19 protein-coding genes are annotated in these 19,758 nt (G+C 57.7%); 18 read left to right on the forward strand and 1 reads right to left on the reverse strand.

What is annotated here, in order from left to right; genetic code table 11:
- Positions 1–142 precede the first annotated feature (142 nt).
- The 10 genes from AC1RN6_RS11645 to AC1RN6_RS11690 all read left to right on the forward strand — a co-directional run bounded on the left by AC1RN6_RS11645 (position 143) and on the right by AC1RN6_RS11690 (position 8,879).
- Positions 143–721 carry a hypothetical protein gene (locus AC1RN6_RS11645; protein ID WP_493005441.1) on the forward strand — a complete coding sequence of 193 codons (579 nt, stop codon included), beginning with the start codon at positions 143–145 and terminating at the stop codon, positions 719–721.
- The gene (locus AC1RN6_RS11650) at positions 708–2,732 is read left to right on the forward strand and encodes a phage terminase large subunit family protein (RefSeq protein ID WP_493005443.1); all 2,025 of its coding nucleotides are present in this window, start codon (positions 708–710) and stop codon (positions 2,730–2,732) included. Before AC1RN6_RS11645 ends, AC1RN6_RS11650 begins: the two co-directional genes overlap by 14 nt.
- Positions 2,733–2,734: 2 nt before the next feature.
- Positions 2,735–2,932: a phage head-tail joining protein gene (locus tag AC1RN6_RS11655; protein ID WP_493005445.1), complete on the forward strand. Its 198-nt coding sequence runs from the start codon at positions 2,735–2,737 to the stop codon at positions 2,930–2,932.
- Between the two features lies 1 nt (position 2,933).
- Positions 2,934–4,385 carry a phage portal protein gene (locus AC1RN6_RS11660; protein ID WP_493005447.1) on the forward strand — a complete coding sequence of 484 codons (1,452 nt, stop codon included), beginning with the start codon at positions 2,934–2,936 and terminating at the stop codon, positions 4,383–4,385.
- A 62-nt stretch (positions 4,386–4,447) separates the two neighbouring features.
- Positions 4,448–6,550 carry a prohead protease/major capsid protein fusion protein gene (locus AC1RN6_RS11665; RefSeq protein WP_493005448.1) on the forward strand — a complete coding sequence of 701 codons (2,103 nt, stop codon included), beginning with the start codon at positions 4,448–4,450 and terminating at the stop codon, positions 6,548–6,550.
- 87 nt (positions 6,551–6,637) lie between these two features.
- A complete protein-coding gene (locus AC1RN6_RS11670; protein ID WP_493005450.1) occupies positions 6,638–6,976 on the forward strand; it encodes a capsid cement protein in 339 nt (112 codons plus the stop codon).
- 3 nt (positions 6,977–6,979) lie between these two features.
- Positions 6,980–7,282, forward strand: a complete 303-nt coding sequence (locus tag AC1RN6_RS11675) for a hypothetical protein (protein ID WP_493005452.1) — start codon at positions 6,980–6,982, stop codon at positions 7,280–7,282.
- Entirely contained in the window at positions 7,279–7,716 is a 438-nt protein-coding gene (locus tag AC1RN6_RS11680) for a hypothetical protein (RefSeq protein ID WP_493005454.1), read from the forward strand. The genes AC1RN6_RS11675 and AC1RN6_RS11680 overlap by 4 nt, the downstream gene beginning before the upstream one ends.
- Positions 7,717–7,746: 30 nt before the next feature.
- A complete protein-coding gene (locus AC1RN6_RS11685; protein WP_493005456.1) occupies positions 7,747–8,511 on the forward strand; it encodes a hypothetical protein in 765 nt (254 codons plus the stop codon).
- Positions 8,511–8,879, forward strand: coding sequence for a hypothetical protein (locus AC1RN6_RS11690; protein ID WP_493005459.1), 369 nt, complete (start codon positions 8,511–8,513; stop codon positions 8,877–8,879). Before AC1RN6_RS11685 ends, AC1RN6_RS11690 begins: the two co-directional genes overlap by 1 nt.
- A 251-nt stretch (positions 8,880–9,130) precedes the next feature.
- Here AC1RN6_RS11690 and AC1RN6_RS11695 read toward each other — a convergent pair whose 3' ends face one another.
- On the reverse strand, positions 9,131–9,334 hold the full coding sequence (locus AC1RN6_RS11695; RefSeq protein WP_493005461.1) for a hypothetical protein: 204 nt from the start codon (positions 9,332–9,334) through the stop codon (positions 9,131–9,133).
- A gap of 146 nt (positions 9,335–9,480) precedes the next feature.
- On the opposite strand from AC1RN6_RS11695, the gene AC1RN6_RS11700 reads away from it, so the two are divergent.
- From AC1RN6_RS11700 to AC1RN6_RS11735, 8 genes are read left to right on the forward strand one after another with little or no spacing between them, the layout of a single operon-like run.
- Positions 9,481–12,258: a hypothetical protein gene (locus AC1RN6_RS11700; protein ID WP_493005462.1), complete on the forward strand. Its 2,778-nt coding sequence runs from the start codon at positions 9,481–9,483 to the stop codon at positions 12,256–12,258.
- Positions 12,255–12,863 carry a DUF2460 domain-containing protein gene (locus AC1RN6_RS11705; protein ID WP_493005463.1) on the forward strand — a complete coding sequence of 203 codons (609 nt, stop codon included), beginning with the start codon at positions 12,255–12,257 and terminating at the stop codon, positions 12,861–12,863. The genes AC1RN6_RS11700 and AC1RN6_RS11705 overlap by 4 nt, the downstream gene beginning before the upstream one ends.
- Positions 12,860–13,723: a DUF2163 domain-containing protein gene (locus AC1RN6_RS11710; RefSeq protein WP_493005465.1), complete on the forward strand. Its 864-nt coding sequence runs from the start codon at positions 12,860–12,862 to the stop codon at positions 13,721–13,723. The genes AC1RN6_RS11705 and AC1RN6_RS11710 overlap by 4 nt, the downstream gene beginning before the upstream one ends.
- Positions 13,720–14,154, forward strand: coding sequence for an NlpC/P60 family protein (locus tag AC1RN6_RS11715; protein WP_493005466.1), 435 nt, complete (start codon positions 13,720–13,722; stop codon positions 14,152–14,154). The genes AC1RN6_RS11710 and AC1RN6_RS11715 overlap by 4 nt, the downstream gene beginning before the upstream one ends.
- Positions 14,155–14,158: 4 nt before the next feature.
- Positions 14,159–17,608 (forward strand): phage tail protein, encoded by a 3,450-nt coding sequence (locus tag AC1RN6_RS11720; protein ID WP_493005468.1) that lies wholly within the window; start codon positions 14,159–14,161, stop codon positions 17,606–17,608.
- The gene (locus AC1RN6_RS11725) at positions 17,608–17,907 is read left to right on the forward strand and encodes a hypothetical protein (RefSeq protein ID WP_493005470.1); all 300 of its coding nucleotides are present in this window, start codon (positions 17,608–17,610) and stop codon (positions 17,905–17,907) included. The genes AC1RN6_RS11720 and AC1RN6_RS11725 overlap by 1 nt, the downstream gene beginning before the upstream one ends.
- On the forward strand, positions 17,908–18,564 hold the full coding sequence (locus AC1RN6_RS11730) for a hypothetical protein (protein WP_493005472.1): 657 nt from the start codon (positions 17,908–17,910) through the stop codon (positions 18,562–18,564).
- Between the two features lie 35 nt (positions 18,565–18,599).
- Complete coding sequence (locus AC1RN6_RS11735; protein WP_493005474.1) at positions 18,600–19,757, forward strand: hypothetical protein; 1,158 nt, start codon at positions 18,600–18,602, stop codon at positions 19,755–19,757.
- Position 19,758 lies beyond the last annotated feature (1 nt).

Consider the following 19,758-nt stretch of genomic DNA (forward strand, 5'->3'; position numbering starts at 1 on the left):
GCAACAAGGTCAGGCCCTTCCGGGCCTTGGGTCCTTCCCGGAGTTCTTGGCTCATGGGTAATTTGCAGCACGTGCTTTCGATTCTTACTGATTTTTTTTAGGGTGGTCACTTGGTGGTCGGTGGTCACTTGGGATTTTGACGATGAATTCAAACGAGACTCCAGCAGTCGACATCAGCCTGCGCGCCTACGCAAGACATCGCAACGTGGCGCTCAGCGCAGTTCAGAAAGCCATTGCGACCGGGCGGATCAAAAAAACACCTCTGGGAAAGATCAACGTCGCCGAGGCGGACCGCGCTTGGGCGCTGAACACCGACATCGCTCGGCTACCGCCAGACGCTCGGCTTCGTCCTCCTGCTGATGAGGGGGAGGATGACCCGGAGGAGGGCGACGCGGGCTCGTCGGGGGCTGAGTACCAGCGCCACCGGGCGAACCGCGAGCGGATCCGCGCCGAGAAGGAACAGATCGAGCTCGACATGCTGTCGGCTCGCACGCTCGATCTCGCGGAGGCAAAGCGCATGGTGTTCACCGCCTTTCGCACGATTCGCGACGCTGTTGTGAATGTATCGCCGCGCATCAAAGATGCGCTTGCTGCTGAGACTGACCCGCTAAAGATTGAAAAAATTTTGGAAACCGAACTTACGAACGCACTGCTCGCCATTGACTTGAGCACAGTGCTCAACGACAACGACGACGAGGACACGGAGGATGGGGGCGACTGACGATTTTCTGCGGACAATAGCGGCGGCAATCCGCCCTGACGAGAAGATCGGCATCGCCGAGTGGTCGGCCCGTCATCGTGTCCTTCCGGCTGACACCCCGGAGCCGGGCAAGTGGCGCAACGAACGCACCCCGTACTTGGTCGGCATCATGGACGCGCTGACCGGCTCGCCGAGCGCGACCACGCGCCGCAGTCATGACGACACAACGCTGTTCGACAACAGCAATGTGCGCTGGGTCGGCTTCATGAAAGGCCACCAGCTCGGCGGCTCTGCCTTGGGCGAGAACTTCGTCGGCCATAGCATCACCAGCGCCGCCGGGAACATGCTCGCGGTGTTCGCAACGAAGGATGACGCCGACAAGTGGGTGCTCGACCGCTTTGAGCAGATGCGCGCTTCGACCCCTGAGCTGCGCCGACGCGTGCGCGACCCGGACAAGAAGGGTAGCGAGAACACGAAGCTGCGCAAGAAGTTTCCGGGCGGGATGCTGAATCTCATCAGCGCGATGAAGGCGGGTCGATTGAAGTCGACCACTATCCGCTACGTCCTGCTCGAAGAGATCGACGAGTATCTGATGAACGTCGACGGGCAGGGTAATCCACTCGATCTGGCGGACAACCGGACGAGCAACTTCGGCAAGCGCGCCAAGATCTTTGCCAACAGCACGCCCACCATCGAGGGGCGTTCGCAGATCGACAAGCTGTACAAGCGCGGCGATCAGCGCCGTTACTTCGTGCCTTGCCCGGACTGCGGGCATCCGCAGTACTTCGAATGGCGGCAACTTCGTTGGGCGAAAGACGATCCTGACAGCGCCGTCTATCACTGTATCGACTGCGGATCCGGCAACCCGGAGCATCTTTGGAAGGCGGGATACACCTCGGCTTATTGGATGCCGACTGCTGTCGGCGACGGCGAGACCGCGAGCTTCCATCTGAGCGCAATGTATGCACCTCTTGGCTGGCGTCCGTGGGTCAAGGCGGTACGTGACTGGATTGCGGCGCAGACGGATATTCCGAAGCTCATCGCGTTCACGAATAACTTTCTCGCCGAGTGCTGGAAGGACCGAAGCAATGAGGTTCGCTGGCAGAAGATTCGTGATCGGGCAGGCGGCTATGAGCTTCGCACCATTCCGAAGGGATGCTTGATCCTGACGGCGGCGGTCGACACGCAGGGTGATCGCTTGGAGCTGACCATAGACGGCTGGGGACGCAACATGCAGAACTGGACCATCGACCACGTGGTTATCAACGGCGATCCGTCGACCTCGGCCCCATGGGAAGAGTTGGACAAGCTGCTAGATCGTCCGCTGACCAACACGTTCGGCATCGACATGCGCATTCAGCTTATGGCCGTTGACTCAGGGGGGCATCACACGCAAGAGGTGTATGACTACTGCCGCATGCGTCAGCATCGCGGAGTGTTCGCCGTCAAAGGTGCGAAAGAGCAGCATCGCCCTGTCATCGGTCGCCCCACTCAGCAGGACGTGACCATTAATGGCAAGACGTACGCCAACGGCGTGCAGCTCTGGTCAGTCGGAACCGACACGGCGAAGCAGCAAATCTTCGCGGCGATTGTTGCCGATGAGGATCCTGAAGCGACGATTCGACGCATGCACTTTCCAACAGGGCTCGACGACGAGATCTTCCAGCAGCTCGTTTCCGAAGCATACAACCCGTCAAAGGACCGATGGGAAAAGCTGCGTCTGCGTAACGAGTTTTTGGACAACAAAGTCTACAACCGGGCTTGCGCGTATCACCCACGCTTGCGGATCAATCTGAATAGCGAGCGCGACTGGATGATTTTGGAATCGGTGCTTGAGCCTCGGATTGGAGACCTGTTCGCTGCGCCTCTGCCAGTGGTTACGGAGTCTTCGGCAGACCCTATTGCGGCGGAAGAAGAGCTGGAAGTGGTCGGTGAGGTTGCCGTCGCAGTAGAAACGGCGCCTGTTGTTGCCCCGCAGCGCTCGCAGTCGTCGGATTGGATCCCACGTAGAACAAACTGGATAGGAAATTAACTATGGCTTTTTCACAATCGCAGCTCGATGCCTTGGACGATGCAGTCGCCAGTGGCGAGCTCATCGTCGAGTATGACGGAAAGAAGATCACGTACCGCAGCATTAATGAGCTTGTTCGAGCTCGTAATCTGGTTCGGGCGGAACTCGCAGGCGGGAGCGGTCGGCGCGGTGCGTCGGTTGCTGTCGTAGAGGGGCTTTGAGATGAACTACCTCGACAAAGTGATCGGATACGTCTGGCCCGATACGGGGGTGCGACGAGCAAAAGCGCGAGCGCTCCTGGGAGCGGTCAGTCGTGCATTCAACGGCGCACAGCGTGGGAGTCGCGGTAGCGGCTGGAAGGCCGGGAGCGGCAACGCGAACGCGGAGCTCGGTGACTCGCTGACGATCATGCGAAATCGTTCGCGAGATCTCGTTCGCAACAACGGCTATATCAAGTGGGCAATCAAGGTGCTTGTGTCGAACATTGTCGGCACGGGCATTGTGCCGAAATTCTCGGACGCAAAGGCTGCAGCGTTGTGGAAGCGGTGGTCGCGGGTGAAGTGCGACGCTGCTGGCCGGCTCAACTTCGCCGGGATTCAAGCGCAGATTGCCCGCGCCATTTGGGAGAGCGGAGAGATCTTGGTTCGGCTGCGAACGCGGCGGCTTGACGATGGTTTCGAAGTGCCGTTTCAGTTGCAGGTGCTGGAAGCGGATCATCTGGACAGTAGTAAGACGTATCAGTTTGACGGCGGATTTTGCATTACCGGTGTGCAGTTCGACGCGCTTGGGCAGCGTACGGGTTACTGGCTGTTCGATCAGCATCCCGGCGAAGTCGGTGGGATAGCGAAATCTCTTGTCAGTCGATTTGTTCCGGCAACGGACGTGCTTCACATATTCGACTCCACCGGCAGGCCGGGGCAAGTTCGCGGCTTCCCGGAACTGGCTGTCAGTATCTGGAAGGCTCGCGATGTTGACATGTATCAAGAGGCCGAGCTCATCCGAAAGAAAATCGAAGCGTGCTTCGCCGTGTTTGTTACCTCGTCCGACAATCAATTCAGTTTGGGACAAGCCAAGGCCAATGAGCAGGGGGCGGGGAAACACCGCGTGGAAGCGATCAGCCCCGGCATGATCGAATACTTGCAGCCCGGCGAGGAGGTCAACTTCGCGTCGCCCTCAAGCAATGAGGGGCATGAGAGCGTTCTTCGTGTCGATCTCCGGGCGATTGCGATGGGGACCGGCGTGACATATGAGCAGTTGACCGGCGATTACTCGCAAGTCAATTTCACCAGCGGGCGTATGGGCAAGATGGAGCATAAGGGCGTCATCGAGCAATTCCAGTGGCTGACCTTTATCCCACAGGTATGCGAGCCAATTGCAGATCGTTTCGCATTGGTCGGATTCCTGTCTGGCAAGCTAGCGTCGCCATACGTCGCCCCAGACGATTGGACTGCGCCTCGCATCCCGTTGCTGGATCCTTTGCGCGAGGGGCAGGGTTACAAGATCCTGATGGAGTCTCGCGTCATGAGTCGTCGGGAGGTGATCAGGCAGCTCGGCTATGACCCGGATCTTGTGGACGAGGAGATCAGAGAGGATGAACTCCTTCCTCCGATTACGCCTGAGCAGACCAAACGGTCTGAGGATCAGACCTACCGCTTGCTAAACGAAATCGTCTAGTTGTCTCGGCAACCAGAACATAACCACGCCCGCATATGCGGGCTTTTTTATTAGAGGCCAATATGCCGCAACTTGTACGTACGACCGAGCAACAACAGCATCCGCTGTCGACGAGGGCGATGCCCCTCGGCGCTGTGGATGACGCCAATCGCACGGTAGAGGTCACATGGACAACCGGGGCGCTCGTGCAACGCTACGATTGGGCGCGTGACCGCCCCTATATGGAGCAATTAAGCCAAGAGCCCGGTGCGGTCCGCATGCAGCGCTTGCAATCCGGCACCTCGCCGGTGCTCAACTCTCACAGCTCCTACGACATCGGCGATGTCCTTGGTGTTGTGCAGTCCGCTGAGGCACCTAGCGATGGCGGAGGCGCAGTCTTGCGATTCTCCAAGCGGCCCGATGTGGAGCCGATCTATCAGGACGTGAAGGACAAGATCCTCACGAACGTGTCACTCGGCGCGCGGATTTATCAGATCGAGATGATCGCACCCGGTGTCGAAGGTAACGCGATCTGGATCTATCGCGCTACGGATTGGGAGCCTTATGAAATTTCGATGGTTCCGATCAACGCCGACGCAGGCGCTATTACCCGCAGCGCCGACGACCCAAACCAGCCCAAGTTATACCCCTGCGAGTGCACGATTGTGACTCGCGGTCTCGCAACCAATGACATCCCGTCAAACAGCCCGGCAGCCGCCGTGCAACAAACCTCGAAAGGAAGTGAAATGTCCGGAACCACAACTCAGGCGGCTCCAAACGCCGTCGCCCCACAAGTAGCGCAGACAACGCAAGCGAACCCGGCACAAGTGCAGACGTCTGCACAAGCGCCGGATGTCACGCAAAACGCTGACCACGCGAACGCAATCCAAGCCGAACGTACTCGCGTGCAATTGATTACCACGTCCGTCCGCGCCAGCACCCTCGAAGATCAGAACGGCCTCATCGACGGCTATGTGCAGCGCGGTGTGAGTGTCGAAGCTGTCAACGCCGACATTCTGGGCCGCATGGCGCAGCGGAGCGCTGCAAGCAACGTACAAGGTCAGCGCATCGAAACAGTTCGCGATGAGACGGAGGTTCGTCGCGAAGCCATGACCAACGCCTTGCAGAATCGCGTAGCGCCGTCACTGGTTCAACTCACAGATGCCGGTCGCGCTTATCGCGGCATGACGCTGCGTGAATTGGCCCGTGAAGGTCTGGAAGCTGTCGGTATCTCTACTCGCGGCATGTCGACCATGGAAATGAGCGGCATTGCGCTGGGCCTGACGCACCGTGGCGTGGCAACCTCAGATCTGCCGCTGATTTTCGGCGCGGTGATTACACGCACACTGCGCCGCGCTTATCAGTCCGCACCGAAGACCTTCACAAGCTGGGCTACCCCGGGTACGCTCAGCGACTTCCGCGCCGTCACACGTGCGAATTTCGATGCCGCCACCAAGTTCGAACGTGTCGGCGAGAACGGCGAATACAAGTATGGTCAGCTGACTGCGGGTGGTGAAGTCATTCAGCTCGGCACGTACGGCAAGATCGTGGCGTTTACCCGACAAATGATCATCAACGACGATCTGTCCGCGTTGCAGCGTGTGCCGCAGTTCTTCGGTCGCGCCGCCGCAGACATGGAATCAGATCTGGTTTACGGCGTTCTGACTGGCAATGGCAACATGTCCGATGGTGTTCCGTTGTTCCATTCCAAGCATGGAAATCTGATGGATCCGGGCGGCGCTATTGGTATGGACACGCTGTCCGCAGGGCGCGCCGCGATGCGCGTCAAGCAGTCGCCGGGCGGTAGTACCCTCAACCTGGCACCGCGCACGCTGCTCGTTCCCGCTGCGCTCGAAACGCTGGCGTACCAGTACACCAGTAACGCCTACTTGCCAGTGGCCGGTGAAGTCAGTGGGATCCAAGGTTCCATGACGAACCCCTTCCAAGGCGTTCTGACCCCGGTCGTAGAGGCTCGCCTCGATGCGAACAATCCGAAGTCGTGGTATCTGATCGCGGACCGTGATCAAATTGATACCGTGGAATTCGCACACCTCGACGGCGAAGAAGGCTTGTTCACTGAGCAGTGGACCGACCCTGATGTCGAAGGTCTCAAGGTGAAGGGGCGCATCGACTTTGCAGCAAAGGCGATTGATCATCGCGGGCTGCAAAAGAACAAGGGCGGCTAAGGCCCTGCGGTTTGGCAGGCGGTAAGTCTGAACAATGCGGTCCGCTAGTGCGGACCGTTTTCTTTTTCTTTTTCAAGGATCTCAAAAATGCAGAATCTCATTCAAGATGGTAAATCGCTGTCGGTCGCCTTGGGCGTTGCAGTTAACTCCGGCGATCTGCTGATCATCGGCGCAATCGCTGCGATTGCAACCGGCACGTACGCAGCCAACGAGCAAGGCGAATACAAAGTGCGTGGTGTGTACGAACTGCCTGCGCTGGACACTTCTGTCGCAGCTATCGGTTCTCGCGCCTATTGGGACAACACGAACAAACGCATCACGGATGTCGCCCTGAACAACATTCTCGTGGGCGTTTTCTGGCGTGACAAGGTCGCGGCAGATAAGACTGCTGCCGTTGCTCTGTCTGGCATCCCTGCGCCCGCTTAAACCATGGGTTTCGACGCGAGGAGATTCGCCAAGGTGTTTGCCCGGCACAAGATGATGGGAACGGCGACGGTAACAGTCGACGGAAGCACGTTCGACATCATTGCGGCGTTGTATCAGCCTCAGTCCCTCGTGCTGGGCGACGCGGTGGTCGATACCGGCTATCAGCTTGAATCGGACGATCCCCGGTTCGCCGGTATCAAGCTGGACGCACCTGTCGTGGTCGACGGGGTGACATACCTCGTCAGCCAGCCACCGGAGGCTGATCGTATCGGTGTGTTTCGAAAAGCAGAGCTGAGGAAGCAATGACCATCACAGTTACAGAGCGAATCTACGTCGCCGCGCTCGCAGCGTTGCAAGGTATCGCAGGAGTCGTTGAGGTTCATGACCGGGAGCGCATCGCTGCTTTCAACCGAGAGGATATGCCGTGCGTCCGCTTGCTCGATAGCGACGATGTTCTGCTCCAGTCGATAGGGGAGGTTGAGGATCTACGAGAGCTTGAGCTCAGTGTCGAGATCTACGCGCACGGCATCGAGCAAGTTCGCCTGATCGACGGTCTGCGGCAGGATGCCGTGTCACGAATCTGGGCCTCTAAAACAATCCAGTCCCTTTGCGGCGTCATTACTACGGGCGACCGAGCGAAACCTGACCGGCGCGAGAGCGACGGACTATTGATTCGCGAGGAACAAACCATTCGCATCAGTTATCCCGTGCGGCGCGACGACTTATCTAAGCCCGTCTAGCGCACCACTCATTCAATACAAGGAGTTTTTATGAACGACCAACAGGTAAATTCGAACATCGTGTTCCATACGGGCGCGTTGTACGTCAGCGGGGCGAGTGGTCAGCCCCGTCGCATCATGACGATGCAAGAAACCAGCTTCGATTTCAAGGGCGATTCAAAGAAGTTGATGGGCGAAAACCAGTTCGCTGTCGACACCGCGACGGGTACAGTCGACATCACTGGTAAGGCGAAGTCCGGCCAGCTGGACCCCGAAGTCGTCAATGAACTGTTTCTGGGGCAGCAAAAGACGACCGGCGCGACGCTCCTGGAAGAAGGTGAGCAGGGCGTCGTGACAGACGGCAAGTATGTCGTCAAGGCTGGCGTAAAGTTTCAGGAAAACCTCGGTGTGCGTGATGGTGCCACCCTGCGCTATTTGACGCTGGTCACTGGCGTGCCTGAAGCCGGGCAGTACGCGGTTCAGCCGTCGACCGGCACGTACCTGTTCCATGCAGGGCAAGAAGACAAGACAGTGGTCGTAGATTACTTGGCGACCGATTCCACGGGCGAGAAGATCATCGTCACTAACCAGCTGGCCGGTGCGACGGTCAACTTCCGAGGGATCTTCTCCAAGCAGTATCGTGATGGTCGCAAGATGACAATGATCTGCCCTCGTTGCACGTGCGATTCTACGCAGTTCGGCTTCAAGCAGAACGACTACTCGATGCCCGACTTCTCGTTCTCGCTCGCCGCCGATGGTCGCGGCGTCCCGTTCGAGTGGCACTGGTCGACCGTGCCGACACAGGCGGGGGCGTAATGGGAGCGACAGTAAAAACGCCTATCGGCCTGAAGGTGGAGTTCACGCGGGAGAAAGTGCTGTGTGTCCATCCCATTACGCGGGCGCTCATCAATAAGCATAAAGACACCTTCCGCAAGCTGGAAAAGGGCGAATTCACCTCGTCCATTGATGTGTTCGAAGCGCAGGCGGAGTTGATCTTCGAATGCGTCAAGTTGAATTACCCAGACCTATCCGAGGCAGAGTTCAACGAGCTGCTTAACAGCGCGAATCAGCCTCTCGCATGGTTGGCCCTGAACAGTGACTTCCAAACGCTGGAGGCGTCAAAAAAAGCGATGGCGGCGTTCCAATCTGGGAGCTTGACTGGAACAGAGACACCGCCGACCTAGCTTATCTGAGCGGACAGCCTATGAGCGAAGTATGGGGCTGGACGCTTGGGGAGTCGTGGGCGATGTACGACTCGCTCACTCGCAATCTTCCGATGCAGATTGCGATGGGCGTCTTGCTGAGGAACCTGTTTGGAGTTTCACCATCGGCGAGCGCCGATGGTGGAGGAGGGGAAGAATCGGGAGGGAGTCGTCAGCAGAGGGTCGATGACCCGGAAGAAGATGAAAACATACTGCGGCGTTTTTCGCGTTAGCTACCAAGCCCGCCAGTCGATGCCCATCGCACGCTGTTGCCCCTTCTCGAAGTCTGCCTGCTCCTTCGTGCGCATCGGGAGCATGGAGCCAGAACGCTGCCAAGCGCGCTCTTCGGCAGAGCGCATCGGCTTGCCATCGTCGTCGAACGCTGCGCATCCAAGCGTCAGAAATCCGGTAACAACCGATAGGAATATTGCCTTCATTTTCAGTCCTTGTAGTTAGTTGTGGTGGGCTGCGAGCGGCAATTCTGACATAAGTTTTCACATTCAAGTCGGTATGTCGAACGACTCCATTCTCACCAAGGCCCGCCATAGAAATATCGGCGGGCCTTTTTTATTGAGCACCGAACATGACGGATAAGAAAGTCAATTTTGAGATCACCGGCGATGCCGCAAGTCTGACCTCCGCACAGGCAAAGGGGATTGAAGGCTTCAAGCAGATGAGCAGTCAGGCAGCTGATAGCGCCGGAAAGATCAACACCGCTTTCGGCACCATGCATGCTCAGACCGCGGGTAAGCTCAATGACCTATCGAAGGGCGCGAACGGACTCGTCGATAGCGTCATGAAGGCGTCGAACGTGTTGGGGTTCCTCGGCACGGCGATGGCAGGAATCAGCTTTGTGAACAAGATCCACGACCAGATCGAGCTGGCGGATCAAATGAACAAAATGTCTCAGAAGGCGGGGATGGCCGTCGAGACATTATCGTCACTGTCCTATGCTGCGAAGCTGGCAGATGTTGGCACGGAGGCTCTGACGGGAGGCATGGCAAAACTGTCGAAGACAGTCTTGGATGCCGCGACCGGGGGCAAAGAAGGCGTTGCAACGTTCGATGCGCTGAAGGTCAGCGTCCGCGATTCGGCAGGGCAGGTCCGGGCGAACGACGCCATTCTGCTTGACCTGGCTGATCGCTTCGCGGGCATGGAAGATGGGGCGACAAAAACGGCGCTTGCCATGCGCGTTTTCGGTAAGTCTGGCGCGGATCTGATCCCCTTCCTGAATCAAGGGAAAGAAGGTATTCAGGCTCTGCAAAAAGAGGCCGAGAAATTCGGCGTGGTGATCAGCACCGAAGCGGCTCGCGCATCTGAGGAGTTCAACGACAATCTGACCCGCTTGCAATCAGCGGGGCAAGGCCTCGCCATGCGGCTGGCGAACGATGTACTGCCGACGCTAGTGGCGTTCACTTCCGGGATGGTGGATGCACGCAAGGCGGCGGCGGGCCTTAGCGATACGACGAAGGGAGCGAGCGCCGATTCTGCGTATATCGAATGGCTGGACGACGCAGCGATGGGCGCAGCGCGTCTCGGCGACGTGTTGAAGGTCATCCCGTCGACGCTTGCGGCGATTGGTGGCAGCTTCGCCTCCGTTGGTGCGGATGTGCGCTACTTTGCAAAGATGGCTGTAGAGGGCGCTCAGTTGCCCTACAAGGCTACCTTGGGAGGGCAGGGCAACGACAAGCATATCTTGGATGGTCTGAAAGCGATTGCGGAAGAGCGTAATCGCGTTGTGGAGGCAGCGAATCAAAAGTACGCGGACCTCTGGAACAAGCCCGCGAACAACATGGAGCGGTTCGTCGGCCAGTCCATGGCGGCGATGAAGGCGCAGCGTGATTGGGCCGCGAATGCAGACCCACGCGATGCCATGGCTATGCGCGCTAAGAAAACTGAGCAGGCGCCGTCCTTCGTTCCGAATATGAGCGCGCTTACGAAGGCGAACAAAGAGGGTCGCGACACCTCTCGCGTGTCCGAGTGGCAAAACGAACTGGAGAAGCAGAAGCTCGCGCTGCGCGAAAAAAATGCACTTGAAGGAACGGACATCCAGTTCAGCCTGGAGCGTGAGGCGCAGTTCTGGCAGAGCAAGAAATCTCTGACTGAAGCAGGCTCGCAAGAGCGCTACGCCGTCGAGCACAAATACTACGACGCGCAAGAGAAGATCAGCCGCGAGTCGTTCGCTGCCCAGATTGCCGCGCAGAAGACCGCGATGGCGGACATGCAAAAGAACTATGAAGGGGCCTTGGCGATTGCCGAGAACATCGCGGCGCAGACGAGGGCGCGCTATGGGGCTGATTCGAAAGAGTACGCGAACGCACAGCGCGAAGTGATTGCTGTGCAAAAGCAATTCCGAGAGCAGCGCCAGCAGTTGCTGGACATCCAAATCGGCGACGAACGCAGCGCTCTCGAAACCACGCTGGCTATTCAAAAGGAGCAAGCTCAGCTCCAATACAGTCTTGGCGGCATGACCCGCGAGCAGTTGCTTCAGCAAGAAGTGCAGTTTCAAGCGCAGATGCACGATATCGCGGTGCAGGCGTTAGAGCAAAAACGGAGCGTCATCGACCCGACAAAGGATCCCGTCGCATACGCTCAGCTCAATGCGCAGTTGCTGGAGCAGGAGCGCTCGTATCAAGTGGCTAAGAGCCGTTTGGCAAGCGAGATTACGACAGAGAAAAATCTGCCTGCGACGAACTTCTTCCAGAGCATGAATCAGCAGGGTGTCGCCTTCTTCAACAATATGGTGACGCGCTCGATGTCGATGAAAGCGGCATTAGGTTCGGCGTTCAAGTCGATAGGTATGACGTTCGTGCAGGAGGCTGTCACGAAGCCGCTGGTCGCGTGGCTCATGAAGGAGACGGGAATGACGGCGGCGACGACGGCGGGCGCTGCTGTGCGCACGACGACTGAACTCGGCGCGGCGGCGGTGTCCGTGGGTACAACGGGGGCGACCGCAACGGCGAATATCACCACCTCGGCATATGAAACAGCAGCGAATGTCTACAAGTCCATTGCAGCGATTCCGTACGTGGGTCCGTTCCTGGCTCCAGCAATGGCGATTGCAGCGACCGGGACGGTGCTGGCGCTCGTCGGCAAGATCGCGTCAGCGTCTGGCGGCTATGACATTCCGTCCGGCGTGAATCCGCTCGTGCAGGCCCATGCCGAGGAAATGATTTTGCCTGCCAAGTATGCGAACGGCTTCCGAAACATTATCGAAGGCGGTGGTGATGGCGGCAGCGGTGGTGGCGGTCCCTCGATCACGTACAACGATCATTCCGGGCGACTCACTGAGCATGACATCCGGCGAAATATCAGGGTCATTGCCAGCGAGCTTAAAAACTATTCGAAGCGATCAACATGAGCAACGTAATTTTTCCGAAGTTTCCGGGTCTCGCTTTGGGGACCCTGTGGACGCCGAATTTCAGAACCGACATTCAGACAGCCGTCAACGGCAAGGAGTATCGGACTGCATTTATGGCGTCGCCGGTCTACGACTTCTCTCTCAAGTACGAATTCCTGCGCAATAGGCCGGACGCCGATGAGCTCAAGCCGCTCATCGCATTCTTCCTTGCGCGCAAGGGATCGTTCGACAGCTTTCTCTATGAGCATCCTGAAGATAATCGTGTAGAGGACCAGCTAATCGGTGTGGGCGATGGGAGTGTGACAGCGTTCCAGCTGCTGCGCGGGTTCGACTTGGAGTCAGTCGAGCCCGTGATGAATATTAAGCAGATCGAAGCGGTCAAGGTCGGTGGTGTGCCGAAGAGTGTCGGCGTCGACTACGCGGTGACCGATACAGGGGTCATCGTTTTCATTAATCCGCCAGCGGCGGGGGCAATCACGTGGACGGGTTCGTACTACTACCGGGCGCGCTTCTTGGACGATGCGGTCGATTTCGAGAAGTTCTATCTGAACTTGTGGCGCAACAACAAGGTGGGGCTGAAGGCTAGTCTTGGGAGAAAGATATGAGAGCAAGCACAGCGAATTTGCGAGACATTTTGTCCGGCCAGCAGGCGATTCGCAGTCATCTGTTTACGTTTCGTCTGGGCAGTGGCGCGGAGTACAACTGGACGAATGCGGACGTGGATATCTACGCCAATGGCACGCTGTTCAGCAGCTCCGGGCCGAGCATCACCGGGGCGAGAAACAATCTGGTGCGCGGCATGCAGGTCAGTACGTTGGACCTCAACATCAAAGTCAATGACAGCGATATGGTGTCGGGCGTCTCGTGGCCCACAGCGGTTCGCTCTGGCGCATTGGACGGCGCGGTCGTGACGATCTATCGCGCATACATGCGGGCGTGGGGCGAGCCCGCCGAGACGATCGTTATCTTCAAAGGCAAGGCAGCGGACGTACAAGACAATAAGCCCACCATTCTCATGAAGGTAAATTCGGACGCATCGCGCTTTGATACAAAGATCCCTTGCGAGACGTTTCAACCCGGCTGCAGCCGACGCTTGTACTCGCCGGGATGCGATGTAAGCCGCCAGCAGTTCTCGCGCAACGGTGCTGTGCAGGAGGTTCTGAGCCGCTATCAGTTCCGTACCTCCCTATCTATGGCTGACGGTTTCTTCGCGCTTGGGGACTTGCTGTTCACCAGCGGCTCCAACACTGGTGTTCGCCGTTCGATAAAAGGCTACGTCGAGGATCACGGTTTGATCACGCTGTCCTTTCCTCTGAATTTCGATGTGCATATCGGCGACAGTTTTATCGCCGCAGCAGGTTGCGACCGAACGCGGGAGGTGAGTGGCTGTGCGAAGTTTGGACCCGGCGTCGAGCTGCGCTTCAAGGGCACGCCGTACGTACCAGCACCGGAGACTATCGTATGACGCCGCAGGATCAGAGGCGCGTAGTGTCCGCCGCGATGAGCTGGATGGGAACGCCGTATCACCACATGCAGGCAGTGAAGGGCGCAGGGGTTGATTGTGCCATGCTGCTTGTAGCAACGTTCCAAGAGTGCGGGCTGGTCCCGATGGATTTGGACCCGCGCCCTTACCCGCACGACTTTCATTGTCATCGAGACGACGAGCGGTACTTGCAGTGGCTCGAAGCCTACGCTGATGAGGTCGTGGGCGATGCGCAGCCAGGTGATGTTGCGACGTTCAAGTTTGGGCGTTGCGTCAGCCATGCGGCAATCGTCGTGGAGTGGCCGGTAGTTGTGCATTCGTATCTGGAGCACCGCAGCGTGATCTTGACGGATGTGTCGAAGAGTGAGGCATTGTCCTCGCGATTGAGAAAGTTCTACAGAATAAGGGTGTAAGAGAATGAGCGGACTATTCGGCGGCAACAAGATGATGGACACTTCGGCCCCGGTCATATCGTCGCTGAAGTTGCAGACATCGTGCTATGGGCGTCCGAAGCCATGGGTGTTCGGGACGAACCGGGTTTCACCGAACGTCATCGACTATGTGGATTTCACGGCGACGCCGCACACGTCCCGTCAAGAGAGCGGCAAGGGCGGCGGCAGCGCTCCGACGAATACCACCTATACCTATACAGTCGCAACCATCATGGCGCTTTGTAGCGGCCCGATAGCGGGCATAGGGCGCGTCTGGGCCGATAAGGACATCGTTACGATGTCCGGGCTGCGGCTGGATCTGTATACCGGCGACCGGGTGCAGGCCCCGTGGCCTTACATGGGATCGAGGCATCCCGACAGGGCGCTGTCGTATCGCGACACCGCGTACGTGGCGTCAGGAAACTTCGATTTGGGCGATAACGCCTCCTTTGGCAATCATTCGTTAGAGGTCGTCGCAACGAATACCATCGGCGCGAAGTATCCCGGATCTACCGTTGCAGATGCAGAGGTCGCGGACGTAGTGTTCTCGATCTTGACGGATCAGGACCAAGGGCTAGGCTTCGATCCGTCGACCATTGACGGATTGGAGCAGTTCCGAGCCTTCTGTCTGGCAAGTAGTATCTGGATCAGCCCGGCCTATACCGAGCAAAAGGCCGCCTCAGAGTATCTGAGAAACCTGCTGGACATCGGCTTTTCGGATTGCGTCTATTCGGGCGGGATATTCAAGATCGTTCCCTACTCGGACGTGCGGGTCTTCAACGGGCTGGCGGACTTTAAGCCTGCCTTGGCTCCGGTCTACGCACTGACAGAAGACCATTTCTTGGGCGATGGTTCAAGCGACGCCGTGACGGTGAAGCGGCGCGATCAGGCTGAGTGTTACAACAGCATTCCGGTAAGGTACTCGGACCGAGGGCTCGACTACAACGACAACGTAGCGACAAGTCAAGATCAGGCGGATATTGAAAACTCTGAGCTGCGCCAGAAGGACGTGGTCGATATGCCGGAGATTGCGGAGGCCAGTGTCGCGCAGAAGGTTGCCGATTTCATCAAGCATCGCAGTCTGGGCGTGCGCAATGAGTACGAGTTCAAATTGCCTTGGAACTTCGCGCTGTTGGAGCCGATGGATGTCGTCACGCTGACTTATCCGCACCGAGAGCTCAACGGCGTGCCTGTTCTGATCACCCAGATCGACGAAGATGAAGAAACGGGTGCATTCACGGTGTATGCGGAGGATTACCCGCTCGGCACGAACACGCCGTCATTGCAGGCACCTCCGACCGTCGAGGGGAACATTCCGAACTTCGCCATCGAACCGGGTAACGCTACGGTTCCGGTCTTGTTCGAAGCGCCATTGCAATTGACCCAGAACGCACCGCAGATCTGGATGGCGACAGCCGGCGGAGTTGATTGGGGTGGCGCTGATGTCTGGGTGTCGACGGATAACGCCACCTATCAGCGTGTCGGTCGGGTGCAAGGCCCTGCGCGCTATGGGTCATTGTCGCAGCCGCTAGGACTTGGCGCGGCGGTCGACACGCTGAATGTTCTGTCTGTCGATTTGTCGGCGTCGCGGGCGACGGTACTTGGAGGGACAGAAGACAATGCGCGAGATCTGCTGACGCTTTCGTACGTCGACGGCGAGTACATGGCATATGCAAATGCCACACTGACCGGCATCAACACCTACGATCTGTCGTACTTGGTCCGAGGTGCTTACGGGACAAACGTTGCTGAGCATGCTATCGGCTCTCCGTTTGTGCGACTGGACGAAGCGGTCTTCAAGTACACCTATCCGACTTCGTGGCTCGGCAAGTTGATCTGGGTGAAGCTGGTCAGCTACAACAAGTACGGCGGTGGATTGCAGGACATTTCCAAGGTCAGCGCACATCGTTATCTCATCGAGGGCGCGCCACTCGGAGCAGTCGAAAACCTGCGCATGTCGGGCGAGTGGATCGGATCTGACTCGGCGATCTCGTGGGACCTGTTGGAAGGTGCGGACAGTTACGATGTTCAGATGATGGCGGGAACGCCGATTGAGCTCGTTCGAACCGCTACTGCCGTGTCTGGAAATGCGTTTACCTATTCGGCTTCGGACATGCGTGCGGATGGAGGCCCTTGGCGGCAACTGGTGTTCCGCGTACGCGGTCGAGCAATCACTGGAAAGACAGGACCATGGGCGCAGGTCCTTGCGACCAATGAACAGGTTGGTGCGCTCGAAGGGATCCGTATCGACGTGGGATATCAGTCTATCGTCTTCAAGTGCGCTCGTCCCCTTGATGCCGACTACGCGGGCCTATTGGTTTGGGCAAGCAAGGATCCGGCCTTCGTGCCTACCGTCGAAAGCGCCGACTTCGATGCTCCTGGCACCATGGCATTTTTGGGAGAGGCGCAAGGGGCCTCGTTGGTGCAGGGAGATACCTACTATCTGTACGCGGCGGGCTACGACGATTTCGGCAAGGATCAGTTGACGCTGACTCCGAGCATTGTCGTCGTCATTCCGAAGAACGTCGCCAGCGAAGTGGCCGATGGTGTCATCAAAGAGTCGAATTTGACTGCTGAGCTCGGCGGCAAGATTGAGTATGTCGCCGATCTCGCCGAGAAATTTCCCGAAGCCGCGGTCGCTCAGTTGATGGCGCAACAAAGGAATGCAACAGGAGATAAGGACGCGCTCGCAACGACTCAGCTTCTAGCCATGGCGAAAGGAGATCGAGAAAATCGCGTGATGGCGGAACTCGTAACTACGGTGCAGACGACTGTCGGGGGCAACACTGCCGCCGTGCAGCAGATCATGCAGAGTATCGACGGGACGAGCGCCAACATCTTCTTCAAGGCCAGTGTGAACAAGAAGGTCGCAGGCATGGCCATTGGCGTCAATGGTGATGTATCAGAGGTCGCGTTTTTGGCGGATAAGTTCTTCGTGGCCGCAAGCGACGATGAGAATGCATCTGCGATGTTTACCATCATCACCGCGAAGACGACCATCGGCGGGTTAGAGGTAGAGCCCGGCGTGTACGTCAACGCGGCATTTATCAATGCCGCGACCATTGCGCAGGCCATCGTCGGGCAGGCAATCATCGACAGTGCAAACATCAAGGATGCGGCAATCGGAACGGCACACATTGCCGATGCGGTGATCACGATGGCGAAGATATCAGACACGTTGGCGTCGGATAACTACGTTGCGGACGTTGCTGGCTGGAAGATATGGCGAAACGGCAACGCGGAGTTTCGCGGTGTGAAGATCACTGGAGACATCAAGGGCGGTTCGATCAACATCAACGATAAATTCATCGTTGACGGCGATGGGAATGTCACGATTAAAAGTGCGAAGACGGGGGCTCGCACCGAAGAATCGGGCGGGCTCAAGATTGTCTATGACGTCAACGGCGTGATGCGCATGCGCGAAGGGGTCTGGTGATGCCGGTAGGTACTCAGTTCTTTGATGAGAACGGCAAGCTCACGCTCGATTTCACCGATAAGGTGGGGCGGGTGCTGGGCTCCATTGAGACGGGGCTGATCGCAGGTAGCATCAACGAGCCGCGCTTCCTCACTGGCCGCCCGTTCTTCATTTTTCGTGGATACAACGTGCCGGGCGCTCGCGGTCGGCCAGCTCCGGTGATCTCGATTTCCGGGACCACCTTGAGCTGGACGGCGGCAAATGATGCCGACGTCGGTGTCCCAAACGTCAACGGTCTTATTGTCTATGGAGTCTATTAGATGGATGGAGGTTTTGAGAACTACGGAGCAGATGGAGTGCTTCAAGTCAGTCACAATTTTTTCAACTATTCACTCAAGGCGAAAGGACTTTTTACGACGAGTGCGGACCCCTATTATTTTGCGTTGGAGCTACCAGTTACGGCAAAGCATCCCCTCCTGGCATTCCGCTCGGATACTGTATGGGTTGGTGTGCAGAGCGTTGTCCGCAATGGTGATAGCTACAGCTATCGCTTGGTGACATCTGGCGTCGGCACGTTTCAGTGGATCCTCTTCGATAAGATCGGATCCGCGCTCTCGCCATCGGGCAATCGGTACGGACGGCAGATTTGGGGGCCGGACGGAACGCTTGCGTTTGATTCGGGGATTCCTGTGATGAAGATCGCAGGTGTTATCCCTGCCGGACTCGGCCTCCCACCCGACTATAAGCTCGCGGACATCCCGCAGGGGGAGTATGCGTTCATGTTGACGGACTCCGCTGTTGTTGGCGCACCGGGCAGCGGCGGTGGAAATCCTATTCTTACCCTCGATGGGGCAAAGGTGTCATCAAACGCGGTGTACCGACGACGCATCCAGCTGCCGGGCGGACTGGTGATCAGTCCACGCCCCGTTGCGGTGGAGGTGCTGCTAATCGACGTGCGAAACATTCCTTGGGGATGAACGTTCTTATTTTATTTGCTGACTGGCCGTCATAGTTGACGGCCATTTTTATTTTTGGGGTGCACATGGGTTGGTATAGAACAGGGCGTATTTCAATCGACGCGGGCAGCAAGAGTGTTACAGGGATAGGCACCGATTTCATCGGTCAAGTGTCTCCTGGCTTCGCGCTTCTGGGGCCTGATCTGAGCGTGTACGAAGTTGAGTCCGTTACACGGTCCGACGCGCTCAGCTTGGTGGAGGCGTATCGCGGCGCTAGTGTTGTAGGTGGGACGTTCGCGATCTGGCAGACGCAAGGAGAAATCTTCGCGTTAGTGCAGGAGACCGCCGAACTCCTCAATACGTTTGGGGCGCTGCGGCAGGCATTCCAAAGCGGAGCACTGGTCGGCGAGGGGCTGAAGTTGAAGGGCGTCCTCAGCTCGCCATCCGAGCTTCCTGCGGCGGGCCAGCAGGTCGGCGATGCGTATCTGATCGGAACGAGCATCTACGTATTTTCTGGGGCGGGCGGATGGAAGCATAGCGATATTGCCGGGGTCATCCCGCGAGGCATGTGGGATCCCGCCGTCGAATATGAAGTCGACGATCTCGTCCTTGATGGCGGATCGCAGTGGCGACGGCTTGTTAAGGGCATGTCGGCGGCAGCGCCGGGCGGCGACGCTGCGAACTGGATGTTGTTTGCGGCACAAGGCGCGAGAGGCCCTGCGGGTGTCCGATTGCGAGGAGAGTGGAGCTCGGTCGATGCATATCTTGAGTATGACCTTGTCGAATTCGGTGGCGCTCAGTACTGGCGAAAGATCGGCGGGACAACGGCGAGTGCGCCAGATGTGGATCTCGCCAATTGGGGCTTGTTTGCCGAAAAGGGGCGGGACGGTCTAGGTGCTGTTGATACTGTGAACGGAAAAGCGCCAGATTCGAACGGCAACGTCGCTATCGAAAGTAATGTGCAGACGTCTGCAAATCGTGCGGCGTTCCCGGCTGCGGGTATCGATAAGACGCTGTACGTAGCAAACGATACGGGGCTGGCATACCGATGGGATGTCAGTACAGCGGCGTACGTCCCGGTCGGTGGGCAGGCAGGCACATTCCCATTCTTTCTCGCAGATGCTTCTCGGAGCAACATCGTGCTGACGAGTGACAACAAGCTGCCGTTTACCTTGGCAAACGGTACAACCAGCAACATTCCACTGAGTACTTAAT

Source organism: Herbaspirillum sp. GW822-FHT03A08 (genome assembly GCF_058801885.1).

What these genes read in the sequence shown, in the direction of transcription:
- AC1RN6_RS11730 (WP_493005472.1), top strand. Translation starts at nt 17,908, where the DNA reads ATGGATGGAGGTTTTGAGAACTACGGAGCAGATGGAGTGCTTCAAGTC.
- AC1RN6_RS11670 (WP_493005450.1), top strand. Translation starts at nt 6,638, where the DNA reads ATGCAGAATCTCATTCAAGATGGTAAATCGCTGTCGGTCGCCTTGGGC.
- AC1RN6_RS11690 (WP_493005459.1), top strand. Translation starts at nt 8,511, where the DNA reads ATGGGAGCGACAGTAAAAACGCCTATCGGCCTGAAGGTGGAGTTCACG.
- AC1RN6_RS11720 (WP_493005468.1), top strand. Translation starts at nt 14,159, where the DNA reads ATGAGCGGACTATTCGGCGGCAACAAGATGATGGACACTTCGGCCCCG.
- AC1RN6_RS11685 (WP_493005456.1), top strand. Translation starts at nt 7,747, where the DNA reads ATGAACGACCAACAGGTAAATTCGAACATCGTGTTCCATACGGGCGCG.
- AC1RN6_RS11705 (WP_493005463.1), top strand. Translation starts at nt 12,255, where the DNA reads ATGAGCAACGTAATTTTTCCGAAGTTTCCGGGTCTCGCTTTGGGGACC.
- AC1RN6_RS11665 (WP_493005448.1), top strand. Translation starts at nt 4,448, where the DNA reads ATGCCGCAACTTGTACGTACGACCGAGCAACAACAGCATCCGCTGTCG.
- AC1RN6_RS11680 (WP_493005454.1), top strand. Translation starts at nt 7,279, where the DNA reads ATGACCATCACAGTTACAGAGCGAATCTACGTCGCCGCGCTCGCAGCG.
- AC1RN6_RS11675 (WP_493005452.1), top strand. Translation starts at nt 6,980, where the DNA reads ATGGGTTTCGACGCGAGGAGATTCGCCAAGGTGTTTGCCCGGCACAAG.
- AC1RN6_RS11710 (WP_493005465.1), top strand. Translation starts at nt 12,860, where the DNA reads ATGAGAGCAAGCACAGCGAATTTGCGAGACATTTTGTCCGGCCAGCAG.
- AC1RN6_RS11655 (WP_493005445.1), top strand. Translation starts at nt 2,735, where the DNA reads ATGGCTTTTTCACAATCGCAGCTCGATGCCTTGGACGATGCAGTCGCC.
- AC1RN6_RS11650 (WP_493005443.1), top strand. Translation starts at nt 708, where the DNA reads ATGGGGGCGACTGACGATTTTCTGCGGACAATAGCGGCGGCAATCCGC.
- AC1RN6_RS11645 (WP_493005441.1), top strand. Translation starts at nt 143, where the DNA reads ATGAATTCAAACGAGACTCCAGCAGTCGACATCAGCCTGCGCGCCTAC.
- AC1RN6_RS11725 (WP_493005470.1), top strand. Translation starts at nt 17,608, where the DNA reads ATGCCGGTAGGTACTCAGTTCTTTGATGAGAACGGCAAGCTCACGCTC.
- AC1RN6_RS11695 (WP_493005461.1), bottom strand. Translation starts at nt 9,334, where the DNA reads ATGAAGGCAATATTCCTATCGGTTGTTACCGGATTTCTGACGCTTGGA.
- AC1RN6_RS11700 (WP_493005462.1), top strand. Translation starts at nt 9,481, where the DNA reads ATGACGGATAAGAAAGTCAATTTTGAGATCACCGGCGATGCCGCAAGT.
- AC1RN6_RS11660 (WP_493005447.1), top strand. Translation starts at nt 2,934, where the DNA reads ATGAACTACCTCGACAAAGTGATCGGATACGTCTGGCCCGATACGGGG.
- AC1RN6_RS11715 (WP_493005466.1), top strand. Translation starts at nt 13,720, where the DNA reads ATGACGCCGCAGGATCAGAGGCGCGTAGTGTCCGCCGCGATGAGCTGG.